Annotated in this window: 13 protein-coding genes and 1 other RNA gene; 12 read left to right on the plus strand and 2 right to left on the minus strand. The window is 64.3% G+C overall.

The features are described 5' to 3' along the window. Positions 1-13 precede the first annotated feature (13 nt). Entirely contained in the window at positions 14-1600 is a 1587-nt protein-coding gene (locus Q0S16_RS19580) for a DHA2 family efflux MFS transporter permease subunit (protein ID WP_295851807.1), read from the plus strand. 75 nt (positions 1601-1675) lie between these two features. On the opposite strand, the gene rnpB is transcribed toward Q0S16_RS19580, so the two are convergent. Beyond that, positions 1676-2121, minus strand: an RNA gene (rnpB, locus tag Q0S16_RS19585) — RNase P RNA component class A. Between the two features lie 47 nt (positions 2122-2168). Further along, positions 2169-3023, minus strand: coding sequence for an N-acetylmuramoyl-L-alanine amidase (locus tag Q0S16_RS19590; RefSeq protein WP_295851810.1), 855 nt, complete (start codon positions 3021-3023; stop codon positions 2169-2171). Between the two features lie 509 nt (positions 3024-3532). Between Q0S16_RS19590 and rsmH the strand changes: the two genes are divergently transcribed. The 11 genes from rsmH to Q0S16_RS19645 all read left to right on the plus strand — a co-directional run. Continuing rightward, a complete protein-coding gene (gene rsmH / locus Q0S16_RS19595; protein ID WP_295851812.1) occupies positions 3533-4528 on the plus strand; it encodes a 16S rRNA (cytosine(1402)-N(4))-methyltransferase RsmH in 996 nt (331 codons plus the stop codon). A 2-nt stretch (positions 4529-4530) separates the two neighbouring features. Next, a complete protein-coding gene (locus Q0S16_RS19600; protein ID WP_295851815.1) occupies positions 4531-4911 on the plus strand; it encodes a hypothetical protein in 381 nt (126 codons plus the stop codon). Next, positions 4908-6671 carry a penicillin-binding protein 2 gene (locus Q0S16_RS19605; protein WP_295851821.1) on the plus strand — a complete coding sequence of 588 codons (1764 nt, stop codon included), beginning with the start codon at positions 4908-4910 and terminating at the stop codon, positions 6669-6671. Before Q0S16_RS19600 ends, Q0S16_RS19605 begins: the two co-directional genes overlap by 4 nt. Positions 6672-6762: 91 nt before the next feature. Beyond that, positions 6763-8220, plus strand: coding sequence for a UDP-N-acetylmuramoyl-L-alanyl-D-glutamate--2,6-diaminopimelate ligase (locus Q0S16_RS19610; protein WP_295851824.1), 1458 nt, complete (start codon positions 6763-6765; stop codon positions 8218-8220). Continuing rightward, positions 8217-9653 (plus strand): UDP-N-acetylmuramoylalanyl-D-glutamyl-2,6-diaminopimelate--D-alanyl-D-alanine ligase, encoded by a 1437-nt coding sequence (locus Q0S16_RS19615; protein WP_295851827.1) that lies wholly within the window; start codon positions 8217-8219, stop codon positions 9651-9653. Before Q0S16_RS19610 ends, Q0S16_RS19615 begins: the two co-directional genes overlap by 4 nt. A 10-nt stretch (positions 9654-9663) precedes the next feature. Beyond that, positions 9664-10746, plus strand: coding sequence for a phospho-N-acetylmuramoyl-pentapeptide-transferase (mraY, locus tag Q0S16_RS19620; RefSeq protein WP_295851830.1), 1083 nt, complete (start codon positions 9664-9666; stop codon positions 10744-10746). A gap of 4 nt (positions 10747-10750) precedes the next feature. Beyond that, positions 10751-12148, plus strand: coding sequence for a UDP-N-acetylmuramoyl-L-alanine--D-glutamate ligase (gene murD, locus Q0S16_RS19625; RefSeq protein WP_295851833.1), 1398 nt, complete (start codon positions 10751-10753; stop codon positions 12146-12148). Between the two features lie 134 nt (positions 12149-12282). After that, the gene (ftsW, locus tag Q0S16_RS19630) at positions 12283-13434 is read left to right on the plus strand and encodes a putative lipid II flippase FtsW (RefSeq protein ID WP_295851837.1); all 1152 of its coding nucleotides are present in this window, start codon (positions 12283-12285) and stop codon (positions 13432-13434) included. A gap of 12 nt (positions 13435-13446) precedes the next feature. Beyond that, the gene (gene murG / locus Q0S16_RS19635) at positions 13447-14547 is read left to right on the plus strand and encodes an undecaprenyldiphospho-muramoylpentapeptide beta-N-acetylglucosaminyltransferase (protein WP_295851839.1); all 1101 of its coding nucleotides are present in this window, start codon (positions 13447-13449) and stop codon (positions 14545-14547) included. A gap of 194 nt (positions 14548-14741) precedes the next feature. Next, complete coding sequence (locus tag Q0S16_RS19640) at positions 14742-15791, plus strand: phosphotransferase (protein WP_295851843.1); 1050 nt, start codon at positions 14742-14744, stop codon at positions 15789-15791. Between the two features lie 164 nt (positions 15792-15955). After that, positions 15956-16393: Mur ligase domain-containing protein (locus Q0S16_RS19645; RefSeq protein WP_295851845.1), on the plus strand; the 438-nt coding region annotated here is incomplete at its 3' end.

The raw sequence follows: 16393 nt of genomic DNA on the forward strand, positions 1-16393 counted from the left end.
TCGGGCCCGCGCGATGTCCATCACCACAGCCACGCCTGGCGCGATCGCAACCAGCGCCGCGCCTTCCGACAGGATCGCGCCGAAACGCCTGTTCGCGTTCCTGATCATGGTGTTCGGCATGTTCATGTCGATCCTGGACATCCAGATCGTCTCGGCCTCGCTTTCCGAGATCCAGGCTGGTCTGTCAGCCTCTTCCAGCGAAGTGTCCTGGGTACAGACCGCCTATCTGATCGCCGAAGTCATTGCGATCCCGCTGTCGGGCTTCCTGTCGCGGGCGCTCGGCACCCGCATGCTGTTCGCGATTTCGGCGGCCGGTTTCACCGTCGCCAGCCTGATGTGCGGTTTCACCTCGTCGATCGAGCAGATGATCCTGTGGCGCGCGATCCAAGGCTTTCTCGGCGCCGGTATGATCCCGACCGTGTTCGCCTCGGCCTATACGGTGTTTCCGCGCTCGAAATTTCACATCGTCGCGCCGATCATCGGGCTTGTCGCCACCATGGCGCCGACGGTGGGCCCGACGGTCGGTGGCTTCATTACCGACGCGCTGTCGTGGCACTGGCTGTTCTTCATCAACGTGGTGCCCGGTATCGGCATCACCATCGGCGTGCTGGCGCTGGTCGATTTTGACAAGCCGAATCTGGCGCTGCTCGATCATTTCGACTGGTGGGGCCTCGGTTTCATGGGCGCGTTCCTCGGCACGCTCGAATATGTGCTGGAAGAGGGGCCGCGCAACGACTGGTTCGGCGACACCTCAATCGCGATCTGCGCGGTAATCTGCGTGGTCACCTGCGTGGCGTTCTTCTGGCGGGTGCTGACCGCGCATGAGCCGATCGTCGATATCCGCGCCTTCACTGACCGCAATTTCGCACTGGGTTCGATGTTTTCCTTCTGCATCGGCATCGGGCTGTATGGTCTGACCTATCTTTATCCCCGCTATCTGGCGGAAGTTCGCGGCTACAGCGCGCTGCAGATTGGCCAGACCATGTTCGTGTCCGGCATCGCGATGTTCATGATGGCGCCGGTCGTCGGACGTCTGATGACCAAGGTCGATCTGCGCTATTTGATCGCCCTTGGCCTGGTGCTGTTTGCCGCCGGCACCTGGCAAATGACCTGGATCACCAAGGATTACGATTTTTACGAATTGTTGATCCCGCAGATCCTGCGCGGCATGGGCATGATGCTGGCGATGGTGCCGGTCAACAACATCGCGCTCGGCACTCTGGCGCCGGAGCGCATCAAGAATGCGTCCGGCCTGTTCAACCTGACCCGCAACCTTGGCGGCGCGCTAGGCCTGGCACTGATCAACACCGCGTTGGACGACCGCACCGACTTCCATATCTCGCGGCTGCACGACAAGGTCACCTGGGGCAACGCCCAGGCGGTCGATACGCTGAACAACTTCACCCAGAAATTCCAGGGCATGGGCGATGCCTCGATGATGGCGCTGAAGCAGCTCAATCAGATCGTTCACCGCCAGGCCACCGTGATGGGCTTTGGCGATTCGTTCTTTCTGCTGTCCTTCTTTTATCTTGCTCTGAGTACGTTGGTGCTTCTGCTCAACAAGCCGAAAAACCCGGCCGCGGGCGGTGGCGGGCACTAAATCGGGCAAGGCGACGTGATTGCTGAAATGGCGAGGGGCCCGGCGTTGTGCGCCGGACCCCTCGTTATCAAAATAAGCATCAGCCGGCCTGTAAGCCGGGTTTTGTAGGGTACCATCCGGTTGCCCGAATGATACGTGACGGCCATTCCTCTGGGACCGCATTTGCATGCGGCCTCAAGCAACCTACCCGGACAGCGAGCAAGACATTGCCCTGCAGTGTTATCGCTCGAGGCTTTCGCCTGTGGTGAGCGAACTGACTGCGTTGCCGTCCCTATTCGGTTTTGCTCCCGGTGTGGTTTGCCATGCCGTTTCCATTGCTGGAAACGCGGTGCGCTCTTACCGCACCTTTTCACCCTTACTCGCCTCGCCCTTGCGGGTTACGGAAAGCGGTTCGTTCTCTGTGGCACTTTCCCTGGGGTCGCCCCCGCCGGACGTTATCCGGCACCGTATGTCGATGGAGCCCGGACTTTCCTCTCCCGCAGCCTTTCGACCGTAGCGGGAGCGGCCGTCCAGCCGACTGACGGCGTAGCCATGGGGTTTGCCAGCGCTGGCGTCAAGCCGGACGTTGTCATCGCGTAGCAACGTTTTCCGACGGCAGGCTCACCAGCAGCGCGCGCAGCGTGGTCAGCGTGGAGTGGTCGGTGACGCCATCCACACGCTCGGGTCGGAAGTGTCGCTGGAACGCGGTGACGACTTCCATCGTGGTGGCATCGTACAGGCCATTCGGGGAAACGCCGTAGCCATAGCGTGCCAGCGCATGCTGCAAAGCCATCACATGCTCGCCCTCGGCGCCGAGCTTGATGCTGTCGCCGCGCACGACCGGCGCCGGTCGTACCCAATGGCCAACCCCGGAATGGGCGAGCGAATGCCATGGAAATTTCTCGCCGGGGTCTTTCTTGCGGGCCGGGGCGACATCGGAATGGCCGAGCACGCGATGCATCGGCATGTCATGGCGCAGCAGGATGCCGCGGCACAGCGCCGTGACCGCGGCAATCTGCCGGCCGGGGAAATCCGGATAGCCCCAATCATGGCCGCGGTTGATGATCTCGATGCCGATCGAGCAGGAGTTGATATCGGTCGCGCCGGCCCAATAGGCGATACCGGCGTGCCAGGCCCGTTTCGCTTCCGGCACGGTCTGCACGATACGGCCGTCTTCCAGCACGATGTAATGCGCCGAGACGTCGGTGCCGGCGCTGCATAGACGGGTGATCGCGCCCTCCGCGTCGGGCATGCCGGTGTAATGCAGCACGATCATGTCGGCGACCTGGCCGTTATTGCGCTCGCCGAAATTCGGCGATGGAATGACGTCGGAAGCAACCGATGAATCAGGAGAGAAGGTGGTCACGTCCGGCGCGCCTTTTGGCAAAGGGAGGGCGCGTGGACGCCTCGAATCGGATGCGGACGTGAACGAACCTGAGGGCATCGGACGAATCAAACCTGGCAGGAGAACGGCAGCGGCGCTTGCGCGAACACCCCTCGACGGCACTATTTCGGTCGCCACCCGTTCGTGCAACGGCGGTGTGACATCTATTCAGTGTTTTGTGACCGAGGCCCGGTTCAATCGGCTCCGGTTCCCGGCTCGCCGTGACCCGATTGGATAAATCCCGGCGCGATCTGTCAACGCTTTCTTAAGGCTAGGTGACGTTACTGAAGGGTGACAAGCCGTCCGATGGGCGGTCGAGTTCCCATTTGACGTCCAACACCTCCTGGCAACGCTTCTGGATAGATGCGGAGAGCACGGGGTGTCCGCCATAGCGGCGGGGTGCGTCGAACGGGATTGGTAATCGTGCGGTGCGGCTGCTTTTCACGTCGAAAAGTCGGATGCAGTGCTGACAGTTGGGGCGACATGGGCCAGCGTATGTCCAGTTTGACGTTGCGCCTTGATGCGAGCGACCGGCTTGTTGCGGTCGAGACCCGTTTAGGAGCGGGCGCATGATCACGTCGGACCCGCGCCATATTCCAGTTCTGGGCCGCGAGGCAGTCGAGGCGCTGCAGCCCTCCGACGGCGGTATCTATGTCGATGCTACTTTCGGCGCCGGCGGTTATTCGCGCGCCATCCTCTCCACGCCCGGCACCCGGATCATCGGCATCGATCGTGATCGTACCGCCATCGCCGGCGGTTTTGCGCTGGTCGACAGCTCGCAAGGCCGGCTGACGCTGGTGCAGGATCGCTTCTCGCATCTCGCGGACGTCTGCGCCGCGCAGGGCGAAGCCCTCGTCGACGGCGTTGTGATGGATGTCGGCGTATCCTCGATGCAGATCGATCAGGCAGAGCGCGGCTTCTCGTTCCGCTTCGACGGCCCGCTCGACATGCGGATGAGCCAGGATGGTCCGACCGCGGCCGATGTTGTGGCCATAGCGTCCGAGGCCAATCTTGCCAACATCATCTATATTTTCGGTGAGGAGCGTTATTCCCGCGTCGTCGCCAAGGCCATTGTCGCCGCGCGAAAAGAGGCGCCGATCCTTACCACCCAGCAACTGGTTGCGATCGTCTCCAAGGTGGTGTGGGCCAAGCCTGGCGAAATCCATCCGGCGACGCGCACGTTCCAGGCGCTGCGAATTTTCGTCAATGAGGAACTCGACGAGTTGCATCTGGCTTTGGCCGCGGCGGAGCGCGTGCTGAAGCCCGGTGGACGCCTCGCGGTGGTCTCGTTTCATTCGCTGGAAGACCGCATCGTCAAGAATTTCATGGTCGAGCGCAGCAAGACCGGCGGCGGCTCGCGGCATCATCCGGAAATCTCGCAGTCCGCGCCGCGCTTCAGCCTGATCAACAAGCGCCCGATCATCGCCGGCGGCGACGAGATCAGCGCCAATCCGCGCGCGCGTTCGGCCAAGCTCCGCGTCGCCGAGCGCACCGATGCGCCGGCGCGGGACGCGGGTCCGTTGCCGGGCTGGCCATCTCTCGTCGATGTGATGAAGGGGGGCTGAGCATGCGCATCATCCATCTCCTCGTCATCGCCGTGCTCGTCTTCGCCGCGGCCTATGTCTACCGCATCAAGATGGAGTCGACCGTGCGCACCGAACGCGTGCTGCGGCTGCATGCGGATATCCGCGAGCAGCGCGACGCCATTGCTTCGTTGCGCGCGGAATGGGCCAAGCTCGATGCGCCGATGCGGCTGCAGGGCCTTGCCGAACGGCATCTGGCACTGAAGCCGATCACGGCGCAGCAATATGATTCGTTGAAGAACTTGCCGGACCGGCCGCCAAGCTTTGCCAAGCCCGGCGCTCGCGATCCGATCGGCGCGATGATCGATACCATCGATCCGGACATCGTCACCGGCTCGCTGCCGTCACCGGAGGATCCGCAGTGAGCGATCAGGTGCCCACCACCCGCCGCCCCGTGGCCAAACCCGCCGAACCATGGCGGCAGCGGCTGATCCGCAGCCTGTTGTACGGGCGCAATGTCGACCGCGCTGCGAAAGCGCGAGCCCGCGTCGGCCTGGCGATGGTCGCGTTTGGCGGCATCTATGGCATTATCGCTATCCGGCTCATCATGTTCGCCGTCGCCGGTGATACCCACGGCGAACGCCGGGCCACCAAGGACGCGGTCGCGACCGCGCGGCCGGATATCGTCGATCGCAACGGCGCGATCCTGGCGACCGACATCAAGGCGCCGAGCCTGTTCGCGGAGCCGCGTCGCATCATCGACAAGGACGAAGCAATTGAACTTCTCACCGCGACGCTGCCCGATCTCGACACCTCGGAAGTGCGCGATCGGCTGCTGTCCAAGAAAGGCTTCGTCTGGCTGAAGCGAGAGATCACCACGCAGCAGCAGCGCGACATCCACCGTCTGGGTATTCCCGGCGTCGGCTTTCTGCGCGAGAACAAGCGGGTCTATCCGAGCGGCCCGGCGGTCTCGCACATCATCGGCCTGGTCAACACTGACAATGCCGGCATCGCCGGCATCGAAAAATGGCTCGACACCAACGGCCTGGCCGATCTGCATCGCGCCGGCTTTGCCTCGGACCGGCTGCAGCAACCGGTCGAACTCGCGGTTGACCTGCGCGTCGAGCACGCGTTGCGCGACGAGTTGATGAAGGCCAAGGACAAATATAAGGCCAAGGCGGCCTCCGGCCTGGTGTCCAACGTCAAGACCGGCGAGATCGTCGCGATGGTGTCGCTGCCGGATTTCGATCCGAACAATCCGAAGGAAGCGCACGATCCCGACCGCATCAACCGCCTCACCACCGGCGTCTACGAAATGGGCTCGACCTTCAAGACGCTGACGCTGGCGATGGCGCTGGACGCCGGCAAGGCCAATCTTTCCACCATGTATGACGCGCGCGTGCCGCTCAGCTATGGCAAGTTCAAGATTCACGACAGTCACTCGCTGGGCAAGTTCATCTCGCTGGCCGAGGTGTTCACCTACTCGTCGAACATTGGCGCGGCCCGGGTGGCGCTGTCGATGGGTGTTGAGGCGCACAAGGCGTTCCTGAAGAAGGTCGGCCAGATGGATCGTCTGCGCACCGAACTGCCGGAAAGTGCGATGCCGATCGTGCCGAAGCGCTGGGGCGAACTCAATACCATCACCATTTCTTTCGGCCACGGCATCGCGGTGGCGCCGCTGCAGGCGGTGATGGGCGTCAACGCCATGGTTAATGGCGGGTTACTGATTCCGCCAACCTTCCTGAAGCGTACCGAGCAAGAGGCGCAGGCGATCGGCAAGCGCGTGGTTAAGAAGGAAACCAGCGACAAGATCCGTTACCTTATGCGCCTGAATGCCGAGTCAGGAACCGCCAAGAAAGCGGAGGAATTGGCCAAGGGCTATTACCTCGGCGGCAAAACCGGTACCGCGGAGAAGGTCGTCAATGGCCGCTATTCCAAGAAGCAAGTGCTGAATTCTTTTACCGCGGTGCTGCCGATGGATAACCCGCAATACCAGGTGCTGGTGATGCTCGACGAGCCGAAGGCGCTGCCGGAAACCCATGGCTTCATCACCTCGGGCTGGAATACGGTGCCGGTCGGCGGCAAGGTGATTGCGCGGATCGCGCCGCTGCTGGGGCTGGAGCCGCGCTTCGATCTGGCGCCGTCCGACCGCCTTATTCTTGCGGCATCCAGAGCCACGCAATAGGCTCACAATCCCGCCGCATCGGCGCTTTACAGCCGGGGCGAAATACGGTTTGCGTGGCTCGCGCCACTCTGACTTGCCAGCCTGGATCAGCATGAAACTGCGTGACCTTTTCAGCGACGATGAGATAATCGATGACGCCACTGGCGACGTCGAGGTCAGCGGTCTGGCCGTCGACAGCCGCGCGGTGCGGCCGGGCGACCTGTTCTTCGCGCTGGCGGGCGCCAAGACCGATGGTTCACGCTTCGTCGCCGAGGCGGTTGCCTCCGGTGCAATAGCGGTTGCCGGTGATCAAGCGCCCAGCGGTCTGCCAGTGCCGTTTGTCGCCACGCATAGTCCGCGCCGCGCGCTGGCGCTGGCCGCGGCCAAACTCTATCCGCGGCAGCCCGCCGTGATCGCCGCCGTCACCGGCACCTCGGGCAAGACCTCGGTCGCGGCCTTCATGCGCGAGATCTGGCAGCAGCTCGGCCGAGAAGCGGCCAGCATCGGCACCATCGGGCTGGTGTCGCCGAAGCGCACCGTCTACGGCTCGCTGACCACGCCGGACCCAATCGCGCTTCACCGCCAGATTGACGAGATTACCGGAGAGGGCGTCACCCATCTGGCGCTCGAAGCCTCGTCACACGGGCTCGATCAATTTCGACTCGACGGCCTCCGCATTGCCGCCGGCGGCTTCACCAACCTGTCGCGCGACCATATGGATTATCATCCCAACGTCGCGCATTATCTCGGTGCCAAGCTGCGGCTGTTCCTCAATCTCGTGGTCGATGATGGCGCCGCGGTGATTGCCGCTGATCACGAATATTCCGGGCAGGTGCTGCACGCTGCCCAATCGCGGCATCTGAAGATCATCACGGTCGGGCGCAAGGGCAACGGCGCCGGCGAAGGCATCCGCCTGGTGGACGCCGTCATCGACGGCTTCTCGCAAAAATTGACGCTTGAGCATCGCGGGAAGGTCTGGGCGGTAACGCTGCCGCTGGTCGGGGAATTCCAGATCGAGAACGCACTGGTCGCGGCTGGCCTGGTGATCGGCACCGGCGCCGAGCCGGAGCAGGTGTTTGCCACGCTCGAACATCTCAAGGGCGCCCCGGGCCGGCTCGAACTGGTCGGCGATTATCACGGCGCGCCGGTGTTCGTCGACTACGCCCACAAGCCGGATGCGCTGGCCAAGGCGCTGCAGGCGCTGCGACCCTACGCCAGCGGCAAGCTCGTCGTGGTGTTCGGCGCCGGCGGCGATCGCGATGCAGGCAAGCGGCCCCTGATGGGCGAGATCGCGATGCAGAACGCCGACAGCGTCATAGTCACTGACGACAATCCGCGCAGCGAAAACGCCTCCAGCATCCGCGCTGCCATCCTGCTGGCCGCCAAGGGCGCCACCGAAATTGCCGACCGTGGCGAGGCGATCCGCACGGCGGTCGAAAGCCTGCAGCCGGGTGACGTGTTGCTGATCGCGGGCAAGGGTCATGAGACCGGACAGATCATCGGCGAGCGGATCCTGCCGTTCAGCGATCATGAAACGGCGGTGGCCGCGCTGACGGCGAGGGTGGCATGAGCGATCTGTTATGGACCTCTGCCGCGATGGCGGCCGCGATGCGCGCCGCGGCGCAGGGCGCGCTGCCGGCGGGTATCACCGGCATCTCCATCGACAGCCGTTCTCTTCAGCCGGGTGATGCCTATTTCGCCATCAAGGGCGACATCCATGACGGCCACCTTTTCGTCGAGGCGGCGCTGAAGGCTGGCGCCGGGCTCGCGGTGGTGGAAGCCGCGCAGCGCGACAAATTTCCCGCCAATGCCCGGCTGTTGATCGTTGATGACGTACTGGCTGGACTGGTCGAACTCGGCCGCGCCTCGCGTGCCCGGCTGGGCGCGCGCGTGATTGCGATCACCGGCTCGGTTGGCAAGACCTCGACCAAGGAGGCGCTGCGCCGTGTGCTCGAAGCCCAGGGCGCCACCCACGCGTCGGTCGCTTCGTTCAACAACCATTGGGGCGTACCGCTGACGCTGGCGCGTTGCCCGGCGGGCGTGCGCTTCGCCATCTTCGAGATCGGCATGAACCATTCCGGCGAGATCGAGCCGCTCGTGAAGATGGTGCGGCCGCATGTCGCCGTGATCACCACCGTCGAGCCGGTGCATCTGGAATTCTTCGCCGGCATCGAGGCCATTGCCGACGCCAAGGCGGAAATCTTTCTCGGCCTCGAGCCCGGCGGCGTGGCCATCCTCAACCGCGACAACGCGCAGTTCGCCCGCCTGCGGCAAAGCGCGGAGCGGGCCGGGGTATCGCGTATCGTTTCGTTCGGTACCGATGCGGAGGCCGAAGCGCGGCTGGTTGATGTTGCCTTGCACTCCACCAGTTCTGATGTCCGTGCCAGCATCCTCGGCCATAACGTCAGTTACAGCCTCGGCATGCCCGGCCGCCACATGGCGATGAATTCGCTGGCCGTTTTGGCTGCCGTTGAAATGACGGGGGCTGACCTGGTTCTAGCCGCACAGACGCTGTCGCAGGTGCAGCCGGCCGTCGGCCGCGGCGCCCGCTATCGTCTCGACGTCGATGGTGGTGAAGCGACCTTGATCGACGAGAGCTATAATGCCAACCCGGCCTCGATGGAGGCTGCCCTGAATGTGCTGGGCGCGGCGGCTGCAGGCTCCCCGGGCCGCCGTATCGCGGTACTCGGCGACATGCTCGAACTCGGCCCGCAGGGCGGTGCGTTGCACCGCGGCCTGATCGACGCCGTGCAGGGCAACCAGATTGATCTGGTATTCTGCTGTGGTCCGCTGATGCGCCAGTTGTGGGACGCGCTTTCCTCGGCTAAGCGGGGCGGCTATGCCGAGGACGCTAGGGCGCTTGAGCCGCTGGTGCTTGCGGCAATCCGGGCCGGCGACGTCATGATGGTCAAGGGCTCGCTCGGCTCGCGCATGAAACCGATTGTCTCCGCGCTCGAAAAGCGCTTTCCCGGCAAAACCGCACCCAACGACGCCGCGGTATAGGGCGGACTGAATGTTCTACTGGCTGATCGACTTCGCAGGCGCGATCCCCGCGTTCAACGTGTTCCGCTACATCACCTTCCGCACCGGCGGTGCGATGGTGACGGGAGCGCTGTTCGTGTTCCTGTTCGGCCCCTGGATCATCGACAATCTGCGCCTGCGCCAGGGCAAGGGCCAGCCGATCCGCACCGACGGACCGCAGTCGCATTTGATGAAAGTTGGCACCCCGACGATGGGCGGGCTGATGATCCTGTCCGGCCTCGTGGTCTCCACGCTGCTGTGGGCCAACCCGCGAAATCCCTATGTCTGGATCGTGCTGGCGGTGACGCTCGGCTTCGGCTTCGTCGGTTTTTATGACGACTATCTCAAGGTGACAAAACAGACCCATAATGGCTTCTCCGGGCGCACCCGGCTGGCGATCGAGACCCTGATTGCCGGTGCCGCCTGTTACGCCTTTGTCCGGCTTGGCCGCGATCCGCTGTCGAGCTCGCTGGTGATCCCGTTCTTCAAGGATGTGGTGCTGAATTTCGGCTGGTTCTTCGTCATCTTCGGCGCTTTCATCGTGGTCGGCGCCGGCAACGCGGTGAACCTGACGGATGGCCTCGATGGCCTGGCCATCGTGCCGGTAATGATCGCCTCCGCCTCGTTCGGCATGATCTCCTACCTGGCCGGTAACGCGGTGTTCTCCGACTACCTGCAGATCAACTACGTTGCCGGCACCGGCGAACTGGCGGTGTTGTGCGGCGCGGTGCTTGGCGCCGGCCTGGGCTTCCTCTGGTTCAACGCGCCGCCGGCCTCGATCTTCATGGGCGACACCGGATCATTGGCGCTGGGCGGCATGATCGGCTCGATCGCGGTGGCGGTGAAGCACGAGATCGTGCTGGCGGTGATCGGCGGGCTGTTCGTGCTCGAAGCCGTGTCGGTGATCGTGCAGGTGACCTCGTTCAAGCTGACCGGCAAGCGCGTATTCCGGATGGCGCCGATCCATCATCATTTCGAGCAGAAGGGCTGGACCGAGCCGCAGATCGTGATCCGGTTCTGGATCATCTCGGTGATGCTGGCGCTGCTCGGGCTGTCGACGCTGAAGCTGCGGTGACAGCGTGATCCCCGTCACTTCCTTCGCCGGCAAGACAGTGGCCGTATTCGGCCTCGGCGGCTCCGGCCTGGCCAGTTGCCACGCGCTGCGCGCCGGCGGCGCTGAAGTGATCGCCTGCGACGACAGCATTGACCGCATGGTCGAGGCGACGCGCGAAAATTTCATCACCGCCGATCTGCGCAAGGTGTCGTGGGCGAATTTCGCCGCATTGATCCTGACCCCGGGCGTGCCATTCACGCATCCCGCGCCGCACTGGACTGTGCTGGCCGCGCAGCAAGCCGGCGTCGAGGTGATCGGCGACATCGAACTGTTCTGCCGCGAACGCGCACAACATGCGCCCGACGCGCCGTTCATCGCCATCACCGGCACCAACGGGAAGTCGACCACCACCGCGCTGATCGCGCATCTGCTGCGCGAGGCCGGTTTCGATACCCAGATGGGCGGCAATATCGGCACCGCGATCCTGTCGCTGGCGCCGCCGGCCCCGGGCCGCGTCCACGTCATCGAGATGTCGTCGTACCAGATCGACCTGACGCCCTCGCTGAACCCTTCGGTCGGTATTCTGCTCAACGTCACGCCCGATCACATCGACCGCCATGGCACCCTCGAACATTACGCCGCGGTGAAGGAGCGCCTGGTTGCCGGCGTACAGGGGCAGGGCACCGCGATCATCGGCGTTGACGACGACTGGTGCCGCCACGCCGCCGACCGCGCCGAACAGGCCGGCACACGCGTGGTCCGTGTCTCGGTCGAACATCCGCTGGCCGAGGGCCTGACCATCGATGGCAGCCTCATCGTGCAGAACGGTGCCGGCGCGCAGCAGACGCGGGTCGATCTCAGCAATATCGGTTCGCTGCGTGGCCTGCACAATGCGCAGAACGCCGCCTGCGCCGCGGCGGCGGCGCTCGCGCTGGGTGTCAGCATCGAGGTGCTGCAAAACGGCCTGCGCAGCTTTCCCGGCCTCGCCCATCGCATGGAGCAGGTCGGCCGCCAGGGCTCGACTTTGTTCGTCAATGATTCCAAGGGTACCAATGCGGACGCCACCGCGAAGGCCCTGTCGTCATTCAACGACATCTTCTGGATCGCTGGCGGAAAACCCAAGGAAGGCGGCATCGAGAGCCTGGCCGAGTTCTTCCCGCGGATCCGGAAAGCCTATCTGATCGGCGAGGCGGCAACCGGTTTTGCCGCTACGCTCGAAGGCAAGGTGCCGTATGAAATCAGCGTCTCGCTGGATGTCGCGGTCGTCAACGCCGCCAGCGATGCCGCGCAAGCCGGTCTCGCCGAGCCCGTCGTGCTGCTGTCGCCGGCCTGCGCCTCCTTCGACCAGTTCCGCAACTTCGAACTCCGCGGCGACCGCTTTCGCGAACTGGTGCTGGTGCAGGACGGTGTGAAACCCGCCTAGCGCTTGTCATTTTGGGGCGCGGCCGCGGAATGAAGGTCGGGCGTCTTTCTCCCTCCTCCATTTTTTACAATCCGTTAACCCGCTGGCAACCACGATGGCGCACCAATAGGGGCTTATGATCCGCAGGTACGCCGATGATCTCCCGTGAAGAACGTACGCCGCTCAGTGAATGGTGGTGGACCGTGGACCGCCTGCTGCTGGCGGCGGTGGTGGCCTTGATGCTGGCCGGCATCATCCTGTCGCTGGCGGCGTCGCCGCCGGTGGCGACGCGGATTGGGCTCGACCCGTTTCACTTCTTCAACCGGCATGTGCTGTTCCTCGTGCCGTCCTTCATCGTGCTGATCGGCGTTTCGTTCCTGTCGCCGCGGCAGATCCGGCGCTCGGCGCTGATCATCTTTGCGATCTCGGTCGTGCTGATTATCGCGACGCTTCTGGTCGGTCCGGAAGTGAAAGGTGCGAAGCGCTGGATCACGCTGCTCGGCATCAATATCCAGGCCTCGGAATCCGCCAAGCCGTCCTTCGTCGTTGTCGCGGCCTGGCTGTTCGCGGAGTCCGCGCGAAAGCCGGAAATGCCCGCGACCTCGATGGCGGTGGTGCTGTTGCTGATGCTGGTGTCGCTGCTGGTGCTGGAGCCGGACTTTGGCCAGACCATGCTGATCCTGATGGTGTGGGGCTCGCTGTTCTTCATCGCCGGCATGCGGATGGTCTGGGTATTCGGGCTCGCCGCCACCGCCGCGGCCGGCCTGTTCACCGCCTATTTGTTCGTGCCGCACGTCGCCGGTCGCATCAAGCGGTTCATGGATCCGGCTTCGGGCGATACGTTCCAGGTCGATACCGCGATGGAATCCTTTGCCAATGGCGGCTGGTTTGGCCTCGGCCCGGGCGAGGGCATTGCCAAGCGAAGTTTGCCGGACAGCCACACCGATTTCGTGTTCGCCGTCGGGGCCGAGGAGTTCGGCATCTTCATGTGCCTGGCGCTGCTGTCGCTGTTCGCCTTCATCGTGATCCGCTCGCTGTCCCGCGCTTACGCCACCGAGGATCTGTTCACGCGCTTTGCCGCGTCGGGCCTCGCCATCCTGTTCGGCGTGCAGGCCGCCATCAACATGGCGGTGAATTTGCATCTCATTCCCGCGAAAGGCATGACGCTGCCGTTCATCTCCTATGGCGGCTCGTCGATGATCTCGCTGGCCTACAGCGTCGGTATGTTGTTGGCTCTGACACGGATGCGCCCGCGCACCGAGATGGAATCGATCGGCAACGCCAATGCGGTCAGCAATTACGCGTGATAGGCTGATTCCATGACTGATGCGCCTCTCATCCTGTTGGCCGCCGGCGGCACCGGCGGCCATTTGTTTCCGGCCGAGGCGCTGGGCGTTGCGCTGATGAAACGTGGCTGGCGTGTGCGTCTGGTGACCGACGCGCGCGCGCTGAAATATAGCGGCCTGTTCTCGCGCGAGATGATCGACGTGGTGCCGAGCGAAACCTTTCGCGGCAGCAATCCGATCGCGATCGCGCGCACCGCCATCACGCTCGGCACCGGCACCGGCGTCGCGATGAACCTGATGTGGCGGCTGAAGCCTGCCGCGGTGGTCGGCTTCGGCGGTTATCCGACGCTGCCGCCGCTGGTCGCGGCCAAGCTGTTCGGCGTGCCGACCATCATCCACGATTCCAATGCCGTGATGGGCCGCACCAATCGCCTGCTCTCGGGCCGTGTCAGCGCCATCGCGACCTCGCTGCCCGGCGTGCTCGATCGCGATCCCGAACTGTCGAAAAAGACCACGACCACCGGCACGCCGATGCGGCCGGCGATCCTGGCCGCCGCCGCCGTGCCCTATCTCGCCCCCGATCTCACCGGGCCGCTGCGGCTGCTGGTGGTCGGCGGCAGCCAGGGTGCACGGATCATGTCCGATATCGTGCCAGATGCGATCGAACGGCTGGAGCCGGCGCTGTGGAGCCGGCTGGTTCTGACCCAGCAGGTCCGCGACGAAGACATGGCCCGTGTGCGTGCGGTCTACGACAAGCTCAAGATCAGGGTCGAACTGGAATCGTTCTTCGGCGACCTGCCGGCCCGGCTGGCCTCCAGCCAGTTGGTGATTTCGCGCTCCGGCGCCGGCACCGTCGCCGAACTCGGCGCCATCGGCCGGCCTTCGATCCTGGTGCCGCTGCCGGGCGCGCTGGACCAGGACCAGTTCGCCAATGCCGGCGTGCTGGTCGATGCCGGCGGCGCGATCCGCATCGCGCAGAACGAATTCACGCCGGATCGGCTGGCTTCGGAAATCTCGGCGCTGGCCGCGGAGCCGGCGCGGCTCACCGCGATGGCGGTTGGGGCGCGGGCTGTCGGCAAGCTCGACGCGGCGGAGCGGCTGGCCGATCTGGTGGCGAAGGTCGCGAAGATCTAATTTCGACTGCTCGGCCGTCATTGCGAGGAGCCGTTGCGACGAAGCGATCCAGTTCTTCAGCGCTTCGGGCATTCTGGATTGCCGCGGCACTTCGCACCTCGCAATGACGGTTGAAAGTTCAGCGTGCTTCCCTCAGCGATCAGCACGCTGCTATACTTTGACTAGTTTCCTTACGCCGACGTGCGAGCATTGCCGTGGTCAAAGACTGCTTCGCGATTATCCCGGCCGCGCTGCGCGGCTCCGCGCGAACGGCTTTGTGGGCCGCATTAGGCTCGACGCCAATCGACGCGATCGCGCCATTACTCGGCGGCGTTTCGGGGGCCTTCGTGTTCCGGATCGAGGCTGGTGGCCGAGCTTACGTGTTGCGGATCGAAGGGACGCCAAGTCCGCTGCGCAACCCGCACCAATATGCGTCGATGCAGATCGCGGCAGAGGCGGGGATCGCGCCACGGCTGCATCATGTCGATGAGAACGCCGGCGTCGCCGTGATGGACTTCATCAATCAGTGCGCTCTCGAAACCTATCCCGGCGGACCGCCGGCTCTGGCGCAAGCGCTGGGCACGATGCTGAAGCGGTTGCAGGCGACGCCGACCTTCGGCCACTTCATGGACTATCCCAACATGGTTGCGCGGCTGTGGGTCCATGTCTGCAAAACCGGGCTGTTTGCGCCGGGCGTGTTGGATGCTCACACCCGGCGCCTTGCCGATATCCGCGAGGCCTATGTCTGGAATTCGGCCGGGTCGGTTTCCAGCCATAATGACATCCTGCCGCGCAACCTGCTGTTCGATGGTGCGCGGCTCTGGCTGATCGATTGGGAGGGGGCGTCTCGCAACGATCCCCTGGTCGACATGGCGACCACGCTCGATAATTTCGCGGCGTCGCCGGAATCGGAAGAAGCGCTGCTGCGCGCGTGGCTCGGTCATACGCCGGGGCAGGGCCTTCGCGACCGACTGGCGCTGGTCCGCGCGCTGACACGGCTGTTTTATGCCGGCGTCCAGTTCAGCGCCGTGGCGGCGGGGCCGCGGCGGGCGCCCGACACGGAACTAGCGGCGCCGACCCTGGCCGAGTTCCGGCAGGCGTTGCGCGATGGCGGGCTTTCGCCGGAGGCGCCGGAGACCCGGCATGTACTCGGCAAGATGTATCTCGCGGCTTTTTTCACCGGTGACAAGCCGCCGGGCTTGCCGCCCCCGATCAGTGCCTTCCGGCTGAACGTCGGACCGGAGGCGCCAGCGGTGACGGAATAGGCCGCCACACCCCGGAATGCGCCCGAATCCGGGCCGTCCCGCAAAATTCCCGTCATTTTTCAGTCATCGCCGGGCTTGTCCCGGCCATCCCGGTCTTGCATGAAGGGGGGCGATTTGGGGATGTCCGCGGACCATGCGGGCGTGACGGACAACGAGACTTCATCATGAGACTGCCGCGCGAGATCGGACCTATTCATTTCGTCGGCATCGGCGGCATCGGCATGAGCGGCATCGCCGAGGTGCTGTGCAATCTCGGCTATACCGTGCAGGGCTCCGACGCCTCGGAGAGCGCCAACGTCAACCGTTTGCGCGAAAAGGGCATCGTCATCCATGTCGGCCATGCGGCGGAGAATGTCGCCGGCGCCGATGTGCTGGTGGTCTCCACCGCGATCAAGCGCGACAATCCGGAACTGATGGCCGCGCGCGCGCAGCGCATCCCGGTGGTGCGCCGTGCCGAAATGCTGGCCGAATTGATGCGGTTGAAGAGCTGCGTCGCCATCGCCGGCACCCACGGCAAGACCACCACGACGTCGATGGTCGCCGCGCTGCTCGACGCCGGCGACCTCGATCCCACGGTCATCAATGGTGGCATTATCAATGCC

Origin of the sequence: Tardiphaga sp. (assembly GCF_025356345.1) — a bacterium.
GTDB lineage: Bacteria > Pseudomonadota > Alphaproteobacteria > Rhizobiales > Xanthobacteraceae > Tardiphaga.